The sequence below is a fragment of the Pseudofrankia inefficax genome (genome assembly GCF_000166135.1).
Taxonomy (GTDB): Bacteria; Actinomycetota; Actinomycetes; order Frankiales; family Frankiaceae; genus Pseudofrankia; species Pseudofrankia inefficax.
This window is the reverse complement of the sequence record NC_014666.1, coordinates 2,669,895-2,687,733: the sequence shown is the minus strand read 5'-3', so window position 1 is coordinate 2,687,733 and position 17,839 is coordinate 2,669,895. Positions and strand designations below refer to the sequence as shown.

At 73.0% G+C, this 17,839-nt stretch carries 17 protein-coding genes; 8 read left to right on the top strand and 9 right to left on the bottom strand.

Annotated elements, in window-relative coordinates; translation table 11 throughout:
- Positions 1–33 precede the first annotated feature (33 nt).
- Positions 34–300, bottom strand: a complete 267-nt coding sequence (rpsT, locus tag FRAEUI1C_RS10925; RefSeq protein ID WP_013423353.1) for a 30S ribosomal protein S20 — start codon at positions 298–300, stop codon at positions 34–36.
- Positions 301–681: 381 nt separating this feature from the next.
- Between rpsT and lepA the strand changes: the two genes are divergently transcribed.
- The gene (lepA, locus tag FRAEUI1C_RS10920; protein WP_013423352.1) at positions 682–2,526 is read left to right on the top strand and encodes a translation elongation factor 4; all 1,845 of its coding nucleotides are present in this window, start codon (positions 682–684) and stop codon (positions 2,524–2,526) included.
- A gap of 84 nt (positions 2,527–2,610) precedes the next feature.
- On the opposite strand, the gene FRAEUI1C_RS39465 is transcribed toward lepA, so the two are convergent.
- From FRAEUI1C_RS39465 to FRAEUI1C_RS40170, 4 genes are all read right to left on the bottom strand, one after another.
- Positions 2,611–2,778, bottom strand: a complete 168-nt coding sequence (locus FRAEUI1C_RS39465) for a hypothetical protein (RefSeq protein WP_157734900.1) — start codon at positions 2,776–2,778, stop codon at positions 2,611–2,613.
- A gap of 200 nt (positions 2,779–2,978) precedes the next feature.
- Entirely contained in the window at positions 2,979–3,971 is a 993-nt protein-coding gene (holA, locus tag FRAEUI1C_RS10910) for a DNA polymerase III subunit delta (RefSeq protein WP_232425381.1), read from the bottom strand.
- A gap of 37 nt (positions 3,972–4,008) precedes the next feature.
- Complete coding sequence (locus FRAEUI1C_RS10905; protein WP_013423349.1) at positions 4,009–5,889, bottom strand: ComEC/Rec2 family competence protein; 1,881 nt, start codon at positions 5,887–5,889, stop codon at positions 4,009–4,011.
- On the bottom strand, positions 5,886–7,061 hold the full coding sequence (locus FRAEUI1C_RS40170) for a ComEA family DNA-binding protein (protein ID WP_013423348.1): 1,176 nt from the start codon (positions 7,059–7,061) through the stop codon (positions 5,886–5,888). Before FRAEUI1C_RS40170 ends, FRAEUI1C_RS10905 begins: the two co-directional genes overlap by 4 nt.
- Before the next feature lie 581 nt (positions 7,062–7,642).
- On the opposite strand from FRAEUI1C_RS40170, the gene FRAEUI1C_RS10895 reads away from it, so the two are divergent.
- The 3 genes from FRAEUI1C_RS10895 to FRAEUI1C_RS36130 all read left to right on the top strand — a co-directional run bounded on the left by FRAEUI1C_RS10895 (position 7,643) and on the right by FRAEUI1C_RS36130 (position 10,405).
- Positions 7,643–8,206 (top strand): YceI family protein, encoded by a 564-nt coding sequence (locus tag FRAEUI1C_RS10895; protein ID WP_013423347.1) that lies wholly within the window; start codon positions 7,643–7,645, stop codon positions 8,204–8,206.
- Positions 8,207–8,440: 234 nt separating this feature from the next.
- Positions 8,441–9,349, top strand: a complete 909-nt coding sequence (locus FRAEUI1C_RS10890) for an AEC family transporter (RefSeq protein WP_013423346.1) — start codon at positions 8,441–8,443, stop codon at positions 9,347–9,349.
- A 186-nt stretch (positions 9,350–9,535) separates the two neighbouring features.
- Positions 9,536–10,405 carry a 5'/3'-nucleotidase SurE gene (locus tag FRAEUI1C_RS36130; protein ID WP_013423345.1) on the top strand — a complete coding sequence of 290 codons (870 nt, stop codon included), beginning with the start codon at positions 9,536–9,538 and terminating at the stop codon, positions 10,403–10,405.
- Positions 10,406–10,418: 13 nt separating this feature from the next.
- Here the strand turns inward: FRAEUI1C_RS36130 and FRAEUI1C_RS10880 are convergent, their stop codons facing one another.
- Entirely contained in the window at positions 10,419–11,312 is an 894-nt protein-coding gene (locus FRAEUI1C_RS10880) for an SOS response-associated peptidase (RefSeq protein WP_013423344.1), read from the bottom strand.
- Positions 11,313–11,390: 78 nt separating this feature from the next.
- A complete protein-coding gene (locus FRAEUI1C_RS10875) occupies positions 11,391–12,038 on the bottom strand; it encodes a M50 family metallopeptidase (protein WP_013423343.1) in 648 nt (215 codons plus the stop codon).
- Between the two features lie 380 nt (positions 12,039–12,418).
- Between FRAEUI1C_RS10875 and FRAEUI1C_RS10870 the strand changes: the two genes are divergently transcribed.
- Together FRAEUI1C_RS10870 and add are read left to right on the top strand one after the other, a co-directional pair.
- The gene (locus FRAEUI1C_RS10870) at positions 12,419–13,258 is read left to right on the top strand and encodes a lysophospholipid acyltransferase family protein (protein ID WP_013423342.1); all 840 of its coding nucleotides are present in this window, start codon (positions 12,419–12,421) and stop codon (positions 13,256–13,258) included.
- A 132-nt stretch (positions 13,259–13,390) separates the two neighbouring features.
- The gene (add, locus tag FRAEUI1C_RS10865) at positions 13,391–14,494 is read left to right on the top strand and encodes an adenosine deaminase (protein ID WP_013423341.1); all 1,104 of its coding nucleotides are present in this window, start codon (positions 13,391–13,393) and stop codon (positions 14,492–14,494) included.
- Positions 14,495–14,516: 22 nt separating this feature from the next.
- Here the strand turns inward: add and FRAEUI1C_RS10860 are convergent, their stop codons facing one another.
- The gene (locus tag FRAEUI1C_RS10860) at positions 14,517–14,774 is read right to left on the bottom strand and encodes a hypothetical protein (protein ID WP_013423340.1); all 258 of its coding nucleotides are present in this window, start codon (positions 14,772–14,774) and stop codon (positions 14,517–14,519) included.
- Positions 14,775–14,901: 127 nt separating this feature from the next.
- Here FRAEUI1C_RS10860 and FRAEUI1C_RS10855 point away from each other — a divergent pair, with 127 nt between their 5' ends.
- Positions 14,902–16,080, top strand: coding sequence for an alkane 1-monooxygenase (locus FRAEUI1C_RS10855; protein WP_013423339.1), 1,179 nt, complete (start codon positions 14,902–14,904; stop codon positions 16,078–16,080).
- Entirely contained in the window at positions 16,077–16,700 is a 624-nt protein-coding gene (locus FRAEUI1C_RS10850) for a TetR/AcrR family transcriptional regulator (RefSeq protein ID WP_013423338.1), read from the top strand. The genes FRAEUI1C_RS10855 and FRAEUI1C_RS10850 overlap by 4 nt, the downstream gene beginning before the upstream one ends.
- 307 nt (positions 16,701–17,007) lie before the next feature.
- Here FRAEUI1C_RS10850 and FRAEUI1C_RS10845 read toward each other — a convergent pair whose 3' ends face one another.
- Complete coding sequence (locus FRAEUI1C_RS10845) at positions 17,008–17,601, bottom strand: hypothetical protein (protein ID WP_013423337.1); 594 nt, start codon at positions 17,599–17,601, stop codon at positions 17,008–17,010.
- Between the last annotated feature and the right edge of the window lie 238 nt (positions 17,602–17,839).

The window sequence follows — 17,839 nt, the reverse complement described above, 5'->3', positions numbered from 1 at the left end:
CCACCCAGGGGCGGCGAACGCGGCAGCCGCCTGCTACGCCGTCAGGTCAGCGTGCTGCTTCGCCATGGCCGACTTCTTGTTGGCGGCCTGGTTGGCGTGGATGACGCCCTTGCTGACGGCCTTGTCGAGCTTGCGCGACGCGGCCTGCAGCGACGTGGTGGCGGCCGCGACGTCACCGGCGTTGGCGGCCTCGCGGAAGCGGCGCACGAGGGTCTTCAGCTCGGACTTCACAGCCTTGTTGCGCAGTCGAGCGCGCTCGTTGGTCAGGTTGCGCTTGATCTGCGACTTGATGTTGGCCACGCGGGAGAACCTCATCGTCGAGTTGGGGACTAGATCGTCAGTCTGGGTGCCGCACCCTGGGGTGCCTGGCCCACGGGCGCCGAGCTTGCCGGGTTCGTCACCCGGCACCTGTCAGACACAGGCTCGTCGTTCGCGGACCGCCAACCGCGGGTCGTCACGCGGGGACCCGATGCGGCAAGAGCTAACCCTACATTACCTATAGCGAACGGCGGACCGTGGCCGGCGCTGGCGGGCCCGGTGATCCTAGCCGACCCGCCGCGAGCGAGGTCTCGCGCGGCGCGCGGGGCTGGCTCGCCGGGAATGCTGGCACGATGGAGAGCAGTTCGCGTCCGCGGACCCCCGTCCCACGTATGTGACCCTCGAGAAACGAGACCTGCCCGCGTGTCCCCAGCCGTCGAGGCGCCCGGTGCCGACCAGGCGTTGATCCGCAACTTCTGCATCATCGCGCACATCGACCACGGCAAGTCGACGCTCGCCGACCGCATGCTCGGTGTGACGGGCGTGGTCGAGGCGCGCAACATGCGCGCGCAGTACCTCGACCGGATGGACATCGAGCGCGAGCGCGGGATCACGATCAAGGCGCAGAACGTCCGGCTGCCGTGGAAGGCCGACGACGGCCTGGACTACGTCCTGCACCTCATCGACACCCCCGGGCACGTCGACTTCACCTACGAGGTGAGCCGGTCGCTGGCCGCCTGCGAGGGCGCGATCCTGCTGGTCGACGCCGCGCAGGGCATCGAGGCGCAGACGCTGGCGAACCTGTACCTGGCGATCGAGAACGACCTGACGATCATCCCGGTGCTCAACAAGATCGACCTGCCCGCGGCACAGCCGGAGAAGTACGCCGAGGAGATCGCGCAGATCATCGGCTGCGAGCCCACGGACGTCCTGCGGGTGTCGGGCAAGACCGGCGTCGGCGTGCCCGAACTCCTCAACGAGGTCTGCCGCCGGATTCCGCCGCCCTCCGGCGACCCGGACGCGCCCGCCCGAGCGATGATCTTCGACAGCGTCTACGACATCTACCGCGGCGTCATCACCTACGTCCGGGTCATCGACGGCTCGCTGAGCACCCGCGACCGCTGCCTGATGATGTCCACCGGCGCCAGCCACGAGACCCTCGAGGTCGGCGTCATCTCGCCGGACCCGGTGCCGCGGCCCTCGCTGTCGGCCGGCGAGGTCGGCTACGTCATCCCGGGCGTCAAGGACGTCCGCCAGGCCCGGGTCGGCGACACGATGACCTCGGCCCGCCGCCCCGCGACCGAGGCGCTCGGCGGCTACCGCGACCCCCTCCCGATGGTCTACTCCGGCCTCTATCCGATGGACGGCTCCGACTACCCGGCGCTGCGCGAGGCGCTCGACAAGCTGCAGCTCAACGACGCGGCGCTCACCTACGAGCCGGAGACCTCGGCCGCGCTCGGGTTCGGCTTCCGCTGCGGCTTCCTCGGCCTGCTGCACCTGGAGATCGTCCGCGAGCGCCTGGAGCGCGAGTTCGGCCTGACACTGATCTCCACCGCACCGAACGTCGTCTACCGGGTCGTCATGGAGGACACGTCCGAGCACACCGTCACCAACCCCAGCGACTGGCCCGGTGGCAAGATCTCCGAGGTCTACGAGCCGGTCGTCGACGCGATGGTGCTGCTGCCGACCGACTTCGTCGGTGCCGTCATGGAGCTGTGCCAGTCGCGCCGGGGCGTGCTCAAGGGGATGGACTACCTGTCCACCGACCGGGTCGAGCTGAAGTACACGATGCCGCTCGGCGAGATCATCTTCGACTTCTTCGACGCGCTGAAGTCACGCACCCGCGGCTACGCCAGCCTCGACTACGACCCCGCCGGCGAGTCGCTCTCGGACCTGGTGAAGGTCGACATCCTGCTGCAGGGCGAGGCGGTCGACGCCTTCTCGGCGATCGTCCACCGTGACAAGGCCTACGCCTACGGCGTCTCGATGACCGGCAAGCTGCGCGAGCTGATCCCCCGCCAGCAGTTCGAGGTGCCGATCCAGGCCGCCATCGGCAGCCGGATCATCGCCCGGGAGAACATCCGGGCGATCCGCAAGGACGTCCTCGCCAAGTGCTACGGCGGCGACATCACCCGTAAGCGCAAGCTGCTGGAGAAGCAGAAGGAGGGCAAGAAGCGGATGAAGACCATCGGACGGGTCGAGGTCCCGCAGGAGGCCTTCATCGCCGCCCTCTCCAACGACGCCTCCAAGAGCAACCGCCCCGGCTAGCCGGTCCCACCCGTCGGCTGAGGCTGCCCGTCGGCTTTGGCCTGCTCATCGGCTGAGGCTGCCGCGGCACGGGCCGGTTCGGCGCTACTCGGGTGGAGCGCTGGGGCGGGTGATGCGGTCCAGGGTCTCCAGGTAGGTGACGGCCAGGGCGACGCTGGCCGGGAGCGCCAGCAGGACCCACGCGCTGGTGAGGTCCGACAGGGCAAGCAGGACCGTGAGCACCGCCGTCGCGGTGAACAGGAGGCCGCGCATCCATCCGGCGGGCAGGATGCGAAACCCGAAGCCAGCCCGCTCCTCCTCCAGCTCCAGGACCTCGCTCGGCCCGTGATCCGACCTCTGGCCATGATCGAACCTCGGCGCCTCGCCGGACCCGGGCGCACGGTCGGAGCCCGGCGGATGGCCGGACCCCGGGGCGCGGTCGGGTCTGGGTCCGCCGGCCTCGTGGCGGCCGGTCATCGGGCACCAGCGCCGGCGGTGGCCCGGCCGGATCGGCCGCGGGACTCCACGACGGTGTGGACCAGGGTCTCGAGGGCGTAGGCCGGATCCGCTGCCCCGCCCTTGACCCCGGCGTCGGCGGCCGCGGCGGCCCGCAGGGCGCGGGCGAGGCCGTCGTCGGACCAGGAGCGGGCCGACCGCTGGGCCTTCTCGACTTTCCAGTCCGGCATGCCGAGCGCGCGGGCCAGGTCGAACTTGGAACCGCCGCCGGCACCCGCGACCCTCGCGAGGTCACGCAGCCCGCCGGTCACCGCGCTGCTGATGAGCACGGCGGCGGTGCCGGATTCCAACGCCTGGCGCAGCAGGGTGAGCGCGGCGCCGAGGTCGCCACCGATGGCCGCGTCGGCGACGGCGAAGCCGCTGGCCTCGGCGCGCCCCCGGTGAAAACGGTGCACGGCGGCCTCATCGAGCGGACCGTCGGTGTCGGCGACCAGCTGCTCACAGACGGAGGCGAGCTCGCGCAGGTCGCTGCCGACCGCGTCCAGCAGCGCCGCCGCGGCGGCGTCCCCGATCCTCCCGCCGGCACGGCGCACCTCGGCGACGACGAAGTCGTGCCGTTCACGCGGCCGGCTGATCTTCGGCACGGTGACGGCCCGAGCACCGGCGGCCTTCATCGCGTCGACGATCTTACGGTTGCGGACAGCCCCGTTGTGGACCACGACGAGCACCACGTCGTCCATTGGATGGGCGATGTAGGCGATCAACGCGTCCCGTAGCTCGTCGGTCAGATCCTGCGCCGCCCGGATCACGACAGCGCGCAGCCCGCCGAACAGCGACGACGCCCCGAGGTCGACGACGTCGGAGTCGGTGAACTCGCCGGCGGCCCGATCGACGACCTCGAGCTCTGGATCGACGGCGCGCGCCGCGTCGAGGGCCTCCCGGACCGCGCGGGCGACCAGCAGTTCCTCATCCCCCTGGATGAGCAGCAACGGCGGGATGGATGGCGGCACGAGACCGAGCATGGCATATCGGGCCGGCATGCCACGATCACTGCCGGCGCGCGTCGGAGGCCTGGACGGTGGGGAAGATCTCGGCGATCGGCGTCGCCGGCTTGTGGGGGCCAAGGATCCGAGCGGTGAGCAGGCCCGCCAGCAGCGCCACGCCGGCTCGGCGCCCCCATCGGTGGCGCAGGAGGCCATAGCCGGCCGGCAGGGCCGCGGCCGCCGCGAGCGCGCCGGCCGGGCCACCCGGCCAGCCCATCGTCGCGCCGGGCAGCCGCGCCGCCGTCTGGGCGACCAGGACCAACCACCGGCACGGCCAGCCGGCAAGCCAGGCGAACCACCCGGCGAGCCGCCCACTGACCGGCCCGGCGGCCAAGGCGACGAGGCCGAGAACCGTCACGGGCGCGACCGCCACCTCGGCCGCCACGTTCGCCGGTATCGCGACCGGGCTGACCCCGCCGCCGATCCAGGCGATCACCGGGGTACAGGCCACCTGCGCGGCGGCGGCGACCGCGACACCTTCGGCCAGCCGGCCGAGCCGACCCGGCAGCCGCCTGGCCAGCCGGTCGCGCCACCCGGGGGCGACGATCACGATCCCGGCCGTGGCCAGCACGGACAGCGCGAACCCGGCGGACAGCGCCAGGTCCGGACGGGCGAGCAGCAGCACGGCGACCGAGCCGGCGAGCGCGGGCAGCACCGACGAGCCACGGCCCGTGCCGGTCGCGACGACACCGAGGATGCCCATCGCCGCGGCCCGCAGGACGCTCGCCGACGGCCGCGCGACAACGACGAAGCCGACGATCGTGCCGGCCGCCCACACCGCGCGCGACCGGACCCCGGTCCTGGTGCGACGCAGCGCCGCCAGTACCGCGCCAATGGTGATCATGACGTTGCCGCCGCTCACCGCGGTCAGATGGGTGAGCCCGGCAGCGCGGAAGTCGTCCCGCAGCGCCGGGTCCAGTCCGCTGACATCGCCGTCCACCAGCCCGGGGAACAGGCCACGGGCCGGCTGGGGCAGGCCGCTCGCGGCGATTCGGAGGTCGGCCCGCAGGCGACCGGCCAGCCGCTGGTACCAGACCGGCCCCCTGACCTGCCGCGGCGGCCCATGGACCAGCAGGACCGCGCCGATCTGGTCGCCCGGCTGGGGCGGGCCAAGCCGTCCGGTCGCCACGACCCGGGTGCTGGGGAGGAGCCCGGACCATCGGTCATCGCCGCCGACAAGCGCCAGCACGAGAACCGGCACGTCCAGCCGTGCGGCCACGCCGCCTGGCGCGGCCGCGCCGGCTGGGGCCGACCGCGCGCCGGGACGGCGGGAGGTGGCCTGCCCGCCAGCGGATCCGCCACCGGCCGCGGTCGAAGGCGCGGTGGGCGTGGCTCCCTGGCTGGACAGGCGCCCGCCGGAGACGGCGCCCGCCGCTCGGCCCGTTGCCAGCCGGACGATTCTGGCCGGAACCAGGATCGTCCGGGTACCGCCGACCGAGCCGGCGGCACTTCGGGCGCTCGGGCGCGGGTCGTCGGTGATGACGAGCTCGGCGGTGATCGTCTCCGACCGGCTGGCGAGCTGCGCGAGCACGCCGGCCCGCCGAGCCTGCCCGCCTACACCCGCGACGAAGACGCCCGCCGCGACAGCTGCCACCACGGCGACCGCCAGCGTCGCGCGTCGCCCGCCGCCCGGCAGCTCGCGCGGGGTGGCAAGGTCCGGGTCCCGGCTTCTGGCGTCGGCCCCGAAGCCTGTTCGGGCCTGCTCCCGGGCCCAGAGCGCGGCGCCCAGCAGCACGGCAAGCCCGGCGGCACCCGCCGCCGCGACCAGACCGGCGGGCGGTGGCACCCAGCGGTCAGCCAGCGCCGCCCCAGCCCACAGGGCCGCCGTGGGGGCCGCCAGGCGTAGATCCAACGGCCGCGGATCCGTCGCCTCGGCCGCCCTCATAGCGTGATCAGGGGAAGGAGCTCCGCCAGTCTCCGGTCCCCGACACCGGGTACCTCGCCCAGCTGGTCCGGCGAGGTGAACGGACCGTTGGCGTCGCGCCACTGGACGATCCGCTGGGCGAGGACGGGTCCGACCCCGGGCAGCGTGTCGAGCTGGTCCACGGTCGCGGAGTTCAGGTGGACCGGACCGGCCGAGGCAGTCGGTCCCGCGCCCCCGGCGGGGGCGCCTGCCGGTCCTGGGGGCGCCGGTCCCGGCTTGCCGTCGACGAGAATCTGTTCGCCGTCGACGAGTGGGCGGGCCAGCGCCAGATCGGTGGTGTCGGTACCCGGCAGCACTCCCCCGACCTCGTCGATCGCGTCGGCGACCCGGGAACCGGAGGGCAGCGTCACCACTCCTGGGTGGAGTACCCGGCCCGCGACGTCGACGACGACCTCGGTCGCCACGCTCGGGGTCGAGCTGGGCGTCGGCGGGCTGGTGGTCCACGCGGACGCCGGTCCGACCCAGCTGCCCGTGGTGAAGCCGCTGCTGGGCTGGCGCGTGGGCTCCCGCGTCGCGTCGGTGTTGATCCGGGCTGGTCTCGCGTGCCACGCGAAGCCCGCGGCGACGGCCGCCGCGACGAGGGCGGTCAGGGCGAGCATCACCGCGCCCCGCGTGGCCGGGTCCCAGACGGCGCCACGCAGCACGGCCGGCAGCCGCCCAGTGAGGCCTGGACGCGGCCCGGGCCGGCGCCCCCGACCGTGGCCCCGTTGGACGGGATCGTCATAGTCATCCCGATCGGCCGGGCCGCCCGGCCCATCACGCTCGTATCGCGGGTCGTCGGGCGGGTCGAACAGGTCGCCCAGGCCGTCGGCCTCGCCGTCGGCCCGGTCGTCCTCGGGCCGTCGGGCAACGGGGCCCGTGTCGGGGTCGTCGTCGCCAGGTCCAGGGCGGAGCCTGGTCGCCGGGCCGAGGTCAGGTTCGGTGGGCCCGGCGGCCGGCTCGGCATGGCCCGTGCCGCGACCGGCGAGACCCAGTCCCCGGGTGGCCTCTGGTCCCGCGCCGAGAGCCGCCCGAGCCATGTCGAACGGGTCCAGGCCGCGCGGAACGAGGTCCGGCACATCCGACCGCGGGAAGGCGGCGCGGGGGCGCCCTGCGGTGGGTTCGGCGAGGTCAGGGCGGTCGAGACGGGTCATGAGGCGCAAGGTAGGCCCGCCTGGAGCGGCCAGCGACCGCTCGCCGCGCCCAGTGGAAATCGACCGCCTGTCCACAGACCGGCCAATCGACCGGACCCCCGCGCGGAGTCAACTGCCCAACGCAGCGGCGTGGCGAGGTCCGCGCCCCCAGCCAAGTCGCACCCCGCCGGCCGCGGGGTCCGGCAGCGTTCAGTTCCCCTGCGCAGCTAGTGATCAAGCAGGTCCCGCGCCCCATCGCGACGCCTTGATCACTAGCTGCGCGAGCCAGCCCGTGGTCAGACCGGTCACCGTCATACCTAGTGGTTGGGATGCGGCCAAGAGCGCATTCACCGGGTATGACTCATTTGGGCACGCCACTCACCCAGGCCCGGGGCCCGCCGCACGACCGCGCCGCGACGGGACAGCCGCCTGCCAGGACAGCGGCCTGCCAGGACAGGGCCATGGCGCGCGTCACGGGGCGGTCGGAATACCGGAGCCGCTCTATATAGTTGCTCAGGCAACGATCGGTCACGGAGTCCGCGGCCCGATCCACGCGCCCACCGTCATCGGCGGCGGTGGGCCTCGTCCTCAGGAGGACCCAGATGTCCGAAGCCACCGCCACCACCGAGCTGTCCGCGCTCACCGGTACCTGGACGATCGACGCGGCTCACTCCCGCCTCGGCTTCTCGGCCAAGCACGCGATGGTGACCACGGTCCGCGGCTCCTTCAAGGACTTCGAGGGCACCCTCGCCCTCGACGGCTCCGACCCGGCCCAGTCGAGCGCGACCGTGACCATCCAGACCGCCAGCTTCGACAGCGGCGTCGCCGACCGCGACGGCCACGTCCGGGGCACGGACTTCCTCGACGTCGAGAGCTTCCCGACGCTGACCTTCACCAGCACGAAGGTCGTCCAGGACGGCGACGAGTACGTCATGACCGGCGACCTGACCATCAAGGGCGTCACCCGCGCGGTGGACCTGAAGCTGGAGTTCGAGGGCAGCCAGAAGGACCCGTGGGGCAACGACCGGTCCGGCTTCAGCGGCGAGACGACCATCAGCCGCAAGGACTTCGGCCTGACCTGGAACGTCGCGCTCGACAAGGGTGGCGTCCTGGTCAGCGACAAGATCAAGATCCAGCTCGACGTCTCGGCCATCAAGACCGCCTGACCGCGCGGACAGCCAGCCCCGGGCGAAGGGCCGTCGGCGAAAGCGACGACAGCCAGCCCGAGCAGAACAGCCAGCAGGACCGCGAGCTCTCAGCCGCGCCGGGCACTCCGGCGCGGCTGAGACGCGTCTGGGCCGCGCCGACCAGCAGGCCGGCGGCCCACGCCGGGTGGTGAGTCCACCCACATTGCCCCTCCTGCCCGGCTAGTCCGGATTCCGACTGGGAGATTCGGGCAGGTGTCGGCCCTCGTCGTGCTGTTGGTGGGCCTCGCGGCCGGCGCCGCCTTCCGGCGCGGCGGCAAGATCGGGACCGACGCCCAGCACGCCGTCGCGTTCTGGGTGCTCAACGTCGCGTTGCCGGCGCTCGCGCTGCGGGTGATGCACGAGGTCAGGTTCCCGGGGTCGATCCTCGCCGTCGTCGCCGTCCCGTACCTGCTGTTCGCCATCACCTGCGTGCTCTATCTGGTTTTCGCCCGGCCACTGAGGCTGTCCCGGGAGTCGGTCGCGGCGCTGGTCGCGACGACGGCGTGCGCGAACACCTCGTTCGTCGGCATCCCGATGGTGACCGCGTTCTTCGGCGCGGGCCAGGTGCCGATCGCCGTGCTCGTCGACCAGCTCGGGTCGTTCGTGCTGCTCAGCACGGTCGTCGCCACGCTCGTCGCGACCGCCGGCGAGGACGGCGGCCGGGTGACAGCGCGGGAGATCTGCTGGCGGATGGTCACCGCGCCGCCACTGCTCGCGCTGCTCGCCGGGCTCGCGCTGCGGCCCGTCGGCTACCCGGCCTGGCTGACCGAGGTGCTGACCCAGCTCGGGAACACGCTCAGCCCGCTGGCGCTGTTCGCGATCGGCCTGCAGCTGGAGGTACGAGCGGTGGGCCGGTGGCGGCGGGAGCTCACCGTCGGGCTGGCGGTGAAGCTGCTCGTCGCGCCGGCGCTGATCGTCGGGGGCTACGCCCTGTTCGGCTCGCTGGACGATCGCGCGATCCAGGTGGCGCTCTTCGAGGCGACGATGCCGCCGATGGTCGCGGGCGCGCTGATGGCCGCCCGCCGCGATCTGGCGACGCCGTTGCCCAGTCTGCTGGTCGGTCTCGGCGTCCCGCTGTCGATCCTGACCTGCGCGGGCTGGTCGTTCGTCCTGCATCGCTGAGCGACCGACCGCCGCTTAATGGCTAGCAAGCAAAAGGTGAACCCTTGGCTCGGACTACCGCCCGAGGCCAGGGCGGGGTAAAAAGGGCGGCCCACTCACGCACGGCGCTCGCCGGTCAGACGGATGGGTGACCAGATCGTCCGGCCGGCCCCCGCCGCCGGGCGCCCGGATTCAGGAGGTTCGACGATGGGTGCAGTGCGGCAGGCCGCGTGGGCAGCGCGGACGAGGCTGACCGTCATGGCGGTCGGCGCGACGGCCGCGCTGGTCACCGGGGCCACGGCCTGCGGCGGCTCGTCCGGCGGCAGTCCGGCGGCCGCGCCGACCACGGCGGTGGTGACCCCGGCGGCGCCCCAGCCGCTCACCATCCTGGTCAGCAACGACGACGGGGTGGGTGCCGCGGGCATCGACGCGGTCGTGACCGCGCTGCGGGCCCTTCCCGCGGTGACCGTCGACGTCGTCGCCCCCGCCACGAACCAGAGCGGGACGGGCGGCAAGACCTCCCCGACGACGCCGGCGCACCACGACGCGACCACGGCCAGCGGTGTCGCCGCGACCGCCGTCGACGGCTTCCCGGCCGACAGCGTCAACGTCGCCCTCGACGTCCTGGGGGTCAAGCCGAACCTCGTCGTCACCGGCATCAACCAGGGCCAGAACCTGGGCCCGTTCGTCGACCTGTCCGGCACGGTCGGCGCCGCCCGGGCGGCCGCCGCCCACGGGATTCCGGCGCTGGCGACGAGCATGGGTCTCGGGCCGGCCTTCGACTACTCGCAGGCCGCCACGCTGGTCACCGCCTGGGTGACCGCGCACCGCGCGACGTTCACGGGAACCGGTGGCGCCGCGCTGAGCACCGTCACGAACCTGAACATCCCGAACTGCGGCGCCGCCAAGATCCGTGGCGAGCGCGAGCTTGCCACCGAGCCGACCGTGACCGACATGGCCACCGCGATCACCAACGGCCAGGACTGCTCCTCGACCGCGAACCCGGCGGACGAGGTCGGCGCCTTCAACGCCGGCTTCGCGACCCTCACCACCATCCCGGCCAAGCCGGCCAAGTAACGGCCCGGCCGGGTCAGCGGGCGTCGTCGAACAGCGTGAGGTCGAGCGGTTCGGCGGCGCCGGCCCAGGCCTGGCCGGCCGCCGCCGCGTCCACGGCGGTAGCCGGCTCACCGGCCACCGGGGCTGACCCGGCCGGATCGGCCGCCCGCGGGTCGGGGGTGCCCGCGGGAAGCTCGAAGCGCTCGACGAGGGTGGGGCCCTGGTTACGGACGTCGCCGACCTCGGGCCCGACCGGGTAGAGCTCGAAGACCCCGGCCGGTGCCGGGGCGAGCAGGGCCGCCAGGGCGTCGGTGTCGGCGTAGTCCGGGTCGAGCCAGCGGTCCCAGGCCGTAGCCGGGAGGACGACCGGCGACCTGTCGTGCAGGAACTCCAGGCCCACCGCCGGACCCGTCGTAATGATCGTGTAGCTGACGAGAGGCTGCTCCGCACCGCGCCAGACCTCGTAGAGGCCGGCGAAGGCGAGCAGCGGGCCGGCGGGGCCGACACCGGGATGGTCGCCGCGGTGGATGAAGTACGGCTGGCCGCGCTTCTTGCCGGCGGTGCGGTGCCACTCGTAGAAGCCCGTGACCGGGACGAGGCAGCGCCGGGCCGCGAACGCCTTGCGGAACACGGGCTTCTCGGCCAGAGTCTCCGACCTGGCGTTGATCATGCGGGAGCCGATCGAGACGTCCTTCGCCCACGACGGCACCAGCCCCCAGCGGGCCAGCCGCAGCACCCGGCCCCCGGCCTCGGGCTCGTCGGCCTGGGCCTTCGCGTCCTGCGCCGGGCGTCGCGCCGTCACGATCGGCTGGGTCGTCGTCGGGGCGACGTTGTAGCGCTCGCGCACCTCGCCGCCGGTGTCGTCCTGGGCGGACATCGCGGTGGCGAGATCGTCCGCGTTCAGCGTCTGGGTGTACCGACCGCACATGGTTTCAGCCTAGAGCGGCCCTACGACGATCCCGGGCCGTGATCGCCACGCGGTCACGGGACGAGCGCTCCTCTCCGGCTACCAGACGCCGGTGAGCAGCGCGGTACCGCCGGCCAGGCAGGCCAGCGCGACCGCGCCGAAGATGGTGACCCACAGGCCGCCGGGCAGGCCGGTGAGCCGGGCGAGCTGGTCGGGGTCGGAGAGGCCGTCGCGGCGGCGCCGGCGGGTCCTGGACACCTCGTAGACCGGCCGCACCCCGCCGATGAGCAGGAACCAGGTCACGTAGGCGGCGAACCCGGCCCGCAGCGCCGGCGGGGCCAGGATCGACACCCCGAGGACGACGACCATGCTGACCACGACCGACAGCAGGCCGAACCCGTTGCGGATCACCACCAGCACGCCGACCAGCAGGACCACGAACAGCTGGAGCAGCAGCGCGGTCCGCCCGGTCGAGAGCAGTCCCGCGGCGGCGAGGCCGAGCAACGCCGGGGCCGGGTAGCCGGCCGCGACGGTGCAGACCACGCCGGGCCCGGTCGGGCGACCCGACGAGACCGTGACCCCCGAGGTGTCGTGATGCAGCCGGATCCCGGCGAGCCGGCGACCGGCGCACAGGGCCACCACGGCGTGCCCGGCCTCGTGCACGATGGTCACGACGTGCCGGGCCTGCGGCCAGACCCGGTCGCTGGCCACGGTGCCCAGCGCGAGCAGGCCGGCGACGACGAGCACCCAGCGCGTCGGCGCCGGCTGGACGACCAGCGCCCGGTGCAGCAGGTCGGACAGGGTGACCCCCTAGGTCGCGGGCTGGCTGTCGGGCGCGGCGAGCCGGAGGACGGGCCGCCGCGCTGGGCGCACGGTGATGTCCGCGACGTTGCGGGCCGGGCGAGTCGTCAAGATCGAACCATTGTCCGGCAGGTGTCCGGTTACCGCACCCTTCATACCGGTTGTCAACGGAACAGGGGCGACCGCCGCTCCCCCGCGCCGCCGCCCGTCGCCCGGCCCGGCCGGCGTGGGCCGAGCGTGTCCGACCGTGGCGGTAATGTTGGCCCGCCGGCGAGCCACCCAGCCACCGGCCGCTGGACGCTCGGGTCAGGACGGAGGACGAAGAGGTGGCGGAGTACGTCTACCGGCCGGTGATCAGCCTCGCGCTGGGCCTGTTCCGAGGGCTGGACCTGAAGATCGACGTGCGGGGGCAGGAGAACGTGCCCGCGACCGGCGGCGCCGTGGTGCTCATCAACCACATCTCCTACCTGGACTTCGCGCTGGCTGGTGTGCCGTTCTGGCGCGGGCAGAAGCGCTATGTCCGGTTCATGGCGAAGAAGTCGACCTTCGAGCACAAGATCACCGGACCGCTGATGCGCGGCATGCACCACATCTCGGTCGACCGGTCCGCCGGCGCCGGCTCGCTGCTGACCGCCACCGAGGCGCTGCGGTCCGGCGAGTTGGTCGGGGTGTTCCCCGAGGCGACGATCCACCCGCACTACTGCCTGGCCCCGTTCAAGTCGGGCGCGGCCCGGATGGCCGCGGCGGCGGGCGTCCCGGTCATCCCGATGGTCATCTGGGGCAGCCAGCGGCTGCTGACGAAGGGCCAGCCCCGCAACCTGCGCAAGGGCCGCCACACGCCGATCCTGATGTCGCTCGGCACCCCCGTCCCGCCCGAGGAGCTGACGGACCCGGCCGCCGGCACGGCGCTGCTGTACGACGTCATGGGCAAGCTGCTCGACGAGGCCCAGCACCGCTACCCGGCGCCCGCCCCCGGCGAGCCCGACTGGTGGCAGCCCGCGCACCTCGGTGGCTCCGCTCCCCCGCGCCCCGAGGAGCCGGCCGGGCTGACTCCCGCGGACCTCACGGCAGCCCCGCCCGAGGAGCCCCCCACCCAGCGTTCGGACGAGGTCACTCCGGCCACCGCACCGGCGCTCGTCAAGGAGACCGAGCCACCCGCGGTCTGACCGGTTGTTGTCAGCCTCTTTGACGGCGGACCGGCCCGACGCGGATCGTCCGACATGCCGGCTCGTGCCCGGCCTGCCGATGGCAGACATCGAGCGGCCGCGTGCCGCCCGGCGCTGGAGGTACCTGACCCGATGACCGAGATGACGACCGGCCCGGCGGTCGGGGCACTGGCCGAGGCGACGGTCGGCATCGCCGGCGACGAGGCGTTCGTCGACGCGCTGCCGAAGGTCGAGCTGCACGTCCACCTCGAGGGCTCGATGCTGCCCGGTACCGTGCTGGCCCTCGCCCGGCGCCACCAGGTCGAGGACATCCCGACGACCGAGACGGCGTTGGCGGACTGGTACGCGTTCAAGGACTTCGACCACTTCCTGCGGGTCTACCGGACCGCGGTGCAGGTGCTGCGCGACGAGGACGACTTCGCGCTGCTGGCCAGGGAGACGGCGCTGGGCCTGGCCGCGCAGAACGTCCGGTACGCGGAGATGTACTTCACCCCGTTCATCCACACCCGGCGCGGCATCCCGATCGACGAGGTGTTCGCCGGCATCAACCGCGGCCGGCTGGAGGCCCAGGAGGCGACCGGGGTCGAGATCCGGTGGATCACCGACATCCCCGGCGGGCTGCCCGGCGTCGACATCCTGGCCGTCGCCGACCTGACCGTGCAGTTCGCGGTCGAGCACGGTGGTGACAGCGTGATCGGCCTTGGCGTCGGGGGCGCCGAGGTCGGGGTGCCGCGCCCGCAGTTCGCCAGGGCGTTCGGGGCCGCCCGCGAGGCCGGGCTGCGCAGCCTCCCGCACGCCGGCGAGACCACCGGTCCGCGCACGATCTGGGACAGCATCGACGAGCTGGGCGCCGACCGGATCGGCCACGGCATCCGCTGCCTGGATGACCCGGCGCTCGTCGCCCGGCTGCGCGCCGACCGCATCCCCCTGGACGTCTCGCCGACGTCGAACCTGCGGACCGGCGTCGTCGCCGACTACCCGAGCCACCCGCTGCCGACGCTGATCGCCGAGGGCCTCGCGGTGAGCATCAACAGCGACGACCCGCCGATGTTCGGCACGACCCTGCGGGACGAGTACCTGCACGCCCTGCGCGACCTGGGCCTGAGCCGGGCCGCCGTGGCCGAGCTCGCCGCCGCGGCCGTCCGGCACTCGTTCCTGCCGGAGTACCGCAAGAACGTCCTGCTCGCCGAGCAGCAGGCCGCCGTCGCCGCGCTGGCCGGCGGCGCGGGCGGCTGACCCGAGCACGACCGGCCGGCGGTCAGCCGCCGCCCCTGGCGCCGCGGACAGCGCGCCGTTGGAAGTACCGGCTGACCACCACCTGGGCGACGAAAAGCACGCCGGCCAGCCAGTAGTTGCCCGCGCCGAACGCCCGTTGGCCGGGCAGCGGTAGCAGCGTGTACGTGATCAGGACGAGGGCGCTCGCGAAGAAGAGCCCGATCGAGAAGCCGCCGTGCCAGGGCGGTTCGCCCGCCGGCCGGCGTCCGTCACCCGCGGTGGCCCGCACGCTGTCCTCCATGATCCAAACCCTCGTCGCCGGCGGCGCATGACCTGACACGAGAAGCGGATGTTGTAAACCTTTATGACATCTGGAATGCTCCGTGTCCAGTGGGCGATCCGCTCGCATGCACCTGGGAGGTTCCGTCATGGCGTCATCCGTCCTGACCGCACCCGAGGGCGTCGTCTGGTGGGACAGCCGCCGGTACCTGTGGCTCGCGGGGCTGATCCCGCCCGTGCTCGTGGTCGTCGCCTACGGGCTGTGGCACCAGACAGGCAGCGGTCTCTGGTGGTGGCTCACGCCGTTCTTCGTCTTCGTGCAGGTCCCGCTGCTGGACGCCACCACCCCGCAGGACCCGCGCAATCCGCCCGAGCAGGTCGCCGACCGCCTTCAGGCGGACCGTTACTACCGGTGGGCGGCCTTTCTCTACCTTCCGCTGACCGGGGTCGGCCTGGTGCTCGGCTGCCAGGCGTGGACGGCCGGCGGTCTCGGGGTACTCGGCCGGGCCGGGTTGGTCCTGTCGGTCGGCGCGGTCACCGGCGTCGGGATCAACGCCGCACACGAGCTGGGGCACAAGCGGGAGCGGCTGGAACGCTGGCTGTCGAAGATCATGCTGGCGCCGACCGCCTACGGCCATTTCTACGTCGAGCACAACCGCGGTCACCATGTCCGGGTCGCCACCTCGGAGGATCCGGCCAGCTCGCGGCTGGGTGAGAGCTTCTGGCGGTTCTGGCCGCGCACGGTCGCGGGGTCCGCGCGCTCGGCCTGGCGGCTGGAGGCGCGCCGGCTGCGGCTGCGCGGTCGCCGCGTCTGGTCGGCCCGCAACGAGGTGCTGCACTCCTGGGCGTTGACGGTCGCGCTGTTCGCGGCGCTCGCGGTGGCGTTCGGCCCGTGGGCGCTGGTGTTCCTCGCGGCGCAGGCGGTCATCGGCTTCTCGTTCCTCGAGGTCGTCAACTACCTGGAGCACTACGGCCTGGCCCGCCAGCCGACCGCCGCCGGACGCTACGAGAAGGTCGATCCACGGCACAGCTGGAACAGCGACGCCGTGATCTCCAACCTCGCGCTCTACCAGCTGCAGCGACACAGCGACCACCACGCGAACCCGACGCGGCGCTACCAGGCGCTGCGGTCCTTCGCCGACTCACCGCAGCTGCCGTCGGGCTACGCGACGATGATCCTGCTGGCGCTGGTGCCGCCGCTGTGGCGCCGCGTGATGGACCACCGGGTGATCGCGCACTACGGCGGCGACGTCACCCTGGCGAACCTCGCCCCGCATCGCCGCGCCCAGCTGCTCGCCCGGCACGGCGAACCCACGGCCTCCGCATGACCGCGCCCGGCCCCGACGGGCCGCCGGTGGCGCGGTTCGCCAGCGTCACCCGCGACCGGCTGCGCGAGGCCCTGCTCGACGCCGCCGCCGAGGTGGTCCGCGAGCAGGGCACGGCCCGGGCTCGGATGGCCGACGTCGCGAGCCGGGCCGGCGTCAGCCGCCAGACGCTCTACCAGCACTACGGCTCCCGGGACGCGCTGGTACGGGCGCTGTTGCTGCGGGAGACGGCCGGATTCCTCGAAGCCGTCGACGACGCCGTCGCCGGTCACGCGGACGACGCCCAGGCGGCCGTCGCCGCGGCCTTCGAGGTCTTCCTGCGCGCGGCGGCCGACGACACGCTGGTCAAGGCGATGATGGCCCAGGACGGCGAGCTGGCCGGCCTGCTCGCCCAGCACGGCCCACCGCTGCTGGACGCGGCTCGCCGCCGGCTGGAGACCTGTTTCCAGCGGACCTGGCCCGCCGGCGACCCGGTGGACGGGCGCCTCGTCGCCGAATGCGTCGTCCGGCTGGCGATGAGCTACCTGACGTTGCCGAGCGGCGCACCCGAGCTGACCGGGCAGGCCGTCGCCCGCATCCTCGGCCCCTTCGTGCTGGCCGCTACGGGCACCGGCCATCGCTAGTGCGGCGACCGCGAACGTCGGCCCGGCGCAGTGATCGCCGTTCTCGCCCTCAAGTGGTCGTAAATCGGGTCTTCTCGCCACGGTTGGAAGGCCAAAACGGCGATCATGTTGGGTATTCGGGAGCGGGCCGACGTCGTCGGAGGCGGCCCGGTCAGCTGATCCGGGGCGCCCGGTCGGCGACCGCAGGTCGAGGTCAGCGGTCGGGGAGCCTCAGGCGACCGGGTCGAGTCCGCCGGATCTCCTGCTCCGACGAGCCCTGGCGGCCTATCGCGTCTTCCGGAGTCGACGACGTGGCGCCTGGGCGCGTTCACCGGGAACGGTCACGAGGCCGCCGGGTCGAGCCGCGGGTTCGGGCCCGTTCGGTGGTTGCCGGGCTCGTCAGCTTCGCCGGCCGGTGCGGCCAAGGCAGCACCATGGACTCGCCGACGCCCAGGCGTTGCCACATCGCGGCGGCCTCGTCGAGGCGGGCGAGGACCCGTTCGATGTGCTCGTTGTCAGCCCCGTCCGCGGCACGCGCGAAGCCGCTGGGAGTTCGTCCACGCAGCCAGTCAGGACGTTCCTGGATCAGCCCGTGTCGCAGCTTCCACAGCACTGTGCAGACCCCGGTAAGCGCCTCGGAGCGGGCCATGTCCTGGTGGCCGTGCGCCTTCAGGCGTTCCTGTCGTTTGGACTGCCGACGCGTGGCCCCCGGATTCGCCAGGGGAAACTGACCGCCTCCGGCGGCCTGCCGGCCGAAGACGCCCAGGCCCAGGCCCAGCTCCGCCTCGACCGCGAAATGTACGAGATCATGGGGAAGGTACGCGTCGAATCCCGGGGCCGTCCGCGTCGGACCCCACTCGCCGTCAAGGCGAACGGCAATTCCGTACTGGCGGGACCCGGTTCTTGTGAAACGCACGTCCATGAAGCCGACGGTAGGTGGTCCGAACGCCGACCGCACCCGAGTTTTCGGCCCGTAAGGCAGGCCGCGCGGCCTGGAACGAACAGGCCTCTCCCCCTCGCCGCCGCGATTACGAAGACCAAGATCCGCCATGACGATCGTCGGCCCGGCGCCTTGATCGCCGTTTGCGCCCTCTGGTGGCTACGAAACAGACCCAGTAACGACCACCGCAGGGCCGAAACAGCGATCTAGGGACCCCAGG

Coding starts and splice junctions, on each gene's coding strand:
- FRAEUI1C_RS39465 (WP_157734900.1), bottom strand. CDS start 2,778: ATGCGCGGCCTCCTGTTCACCGCGACGGCGGTGCTCACGGTCCTGCTT.
- FRAEUI1C_RS10905 (WP_013423349.1), bottom strand. CDS start 5,889: ATGAGGGCGGCCGAGGCGACGGATCCGCGGCCGTTGGATCTACGCCTG.
- FRAEUI1C_RS40170 (WP_013423348.1), bottom strand. CDS start 7,061: ATGACCCGTCTCGACCGCCCTGACCTCGCCGAACCCACCGCAGGGCGC.
- FRAEUI1C_RS10895 (WP_013423347.1), top strand. CDS start 7,643: ATGTCCGAAGCCACCGCCACCACCGAGCTGTCCGCGCTCACCGGTACC.
- FRAEUI1C_RS36130 (WP_013423345.1), top strand. CDS start 9,536: ATGGGTGCAGTGCGGCAGGCCGCGTGGGCAGCGCGGACGAGGCTGACC.
- FRAEUI1C_RS10880 (WP_013423344.1), bottom strand. CDS start 11,312: ATGTGCGGTCGGTACACCCAGACGCTGAACGCGGACGATCTCGCCACC.
- add (WP_013423341.1), top strand. CDS start 13,391: ATGACCGAGATGACGACCGGCCCGGCGGTCGGGGCACTGGCCGAGGCG.
- FRAEUI1C_RS10860 (WP_013423340.1), bottom strand. CDS start 14,774: ATGGAGGACAGCGTGCGGGCCACCGCGGGTGACGGACGCCGGCCGGCG.
- FRAEUI1C_RS10855 (WP_013423339.1), top strand. CDS start 14,902: ATGGCGTCATCCGTCCTGACCGCACCCGAGGGCGTCGTCTGGTGGGAC.
- FRAEUI1C_RS10850 (WP_013423338.1), top strand. CDS start 16,077: ATGACCGCGCCCGGCCCCGACGGGCCGCCGGTGGCGCGGTTCGCCAGC.
- FRAEUI1C_RS10845 (WP_013423337.1), bottom strand. CDS start 17,601: ATGGACGTGCGTTTCACAAGAACCGGGTCCCGCCAGTACGGAATTGCC.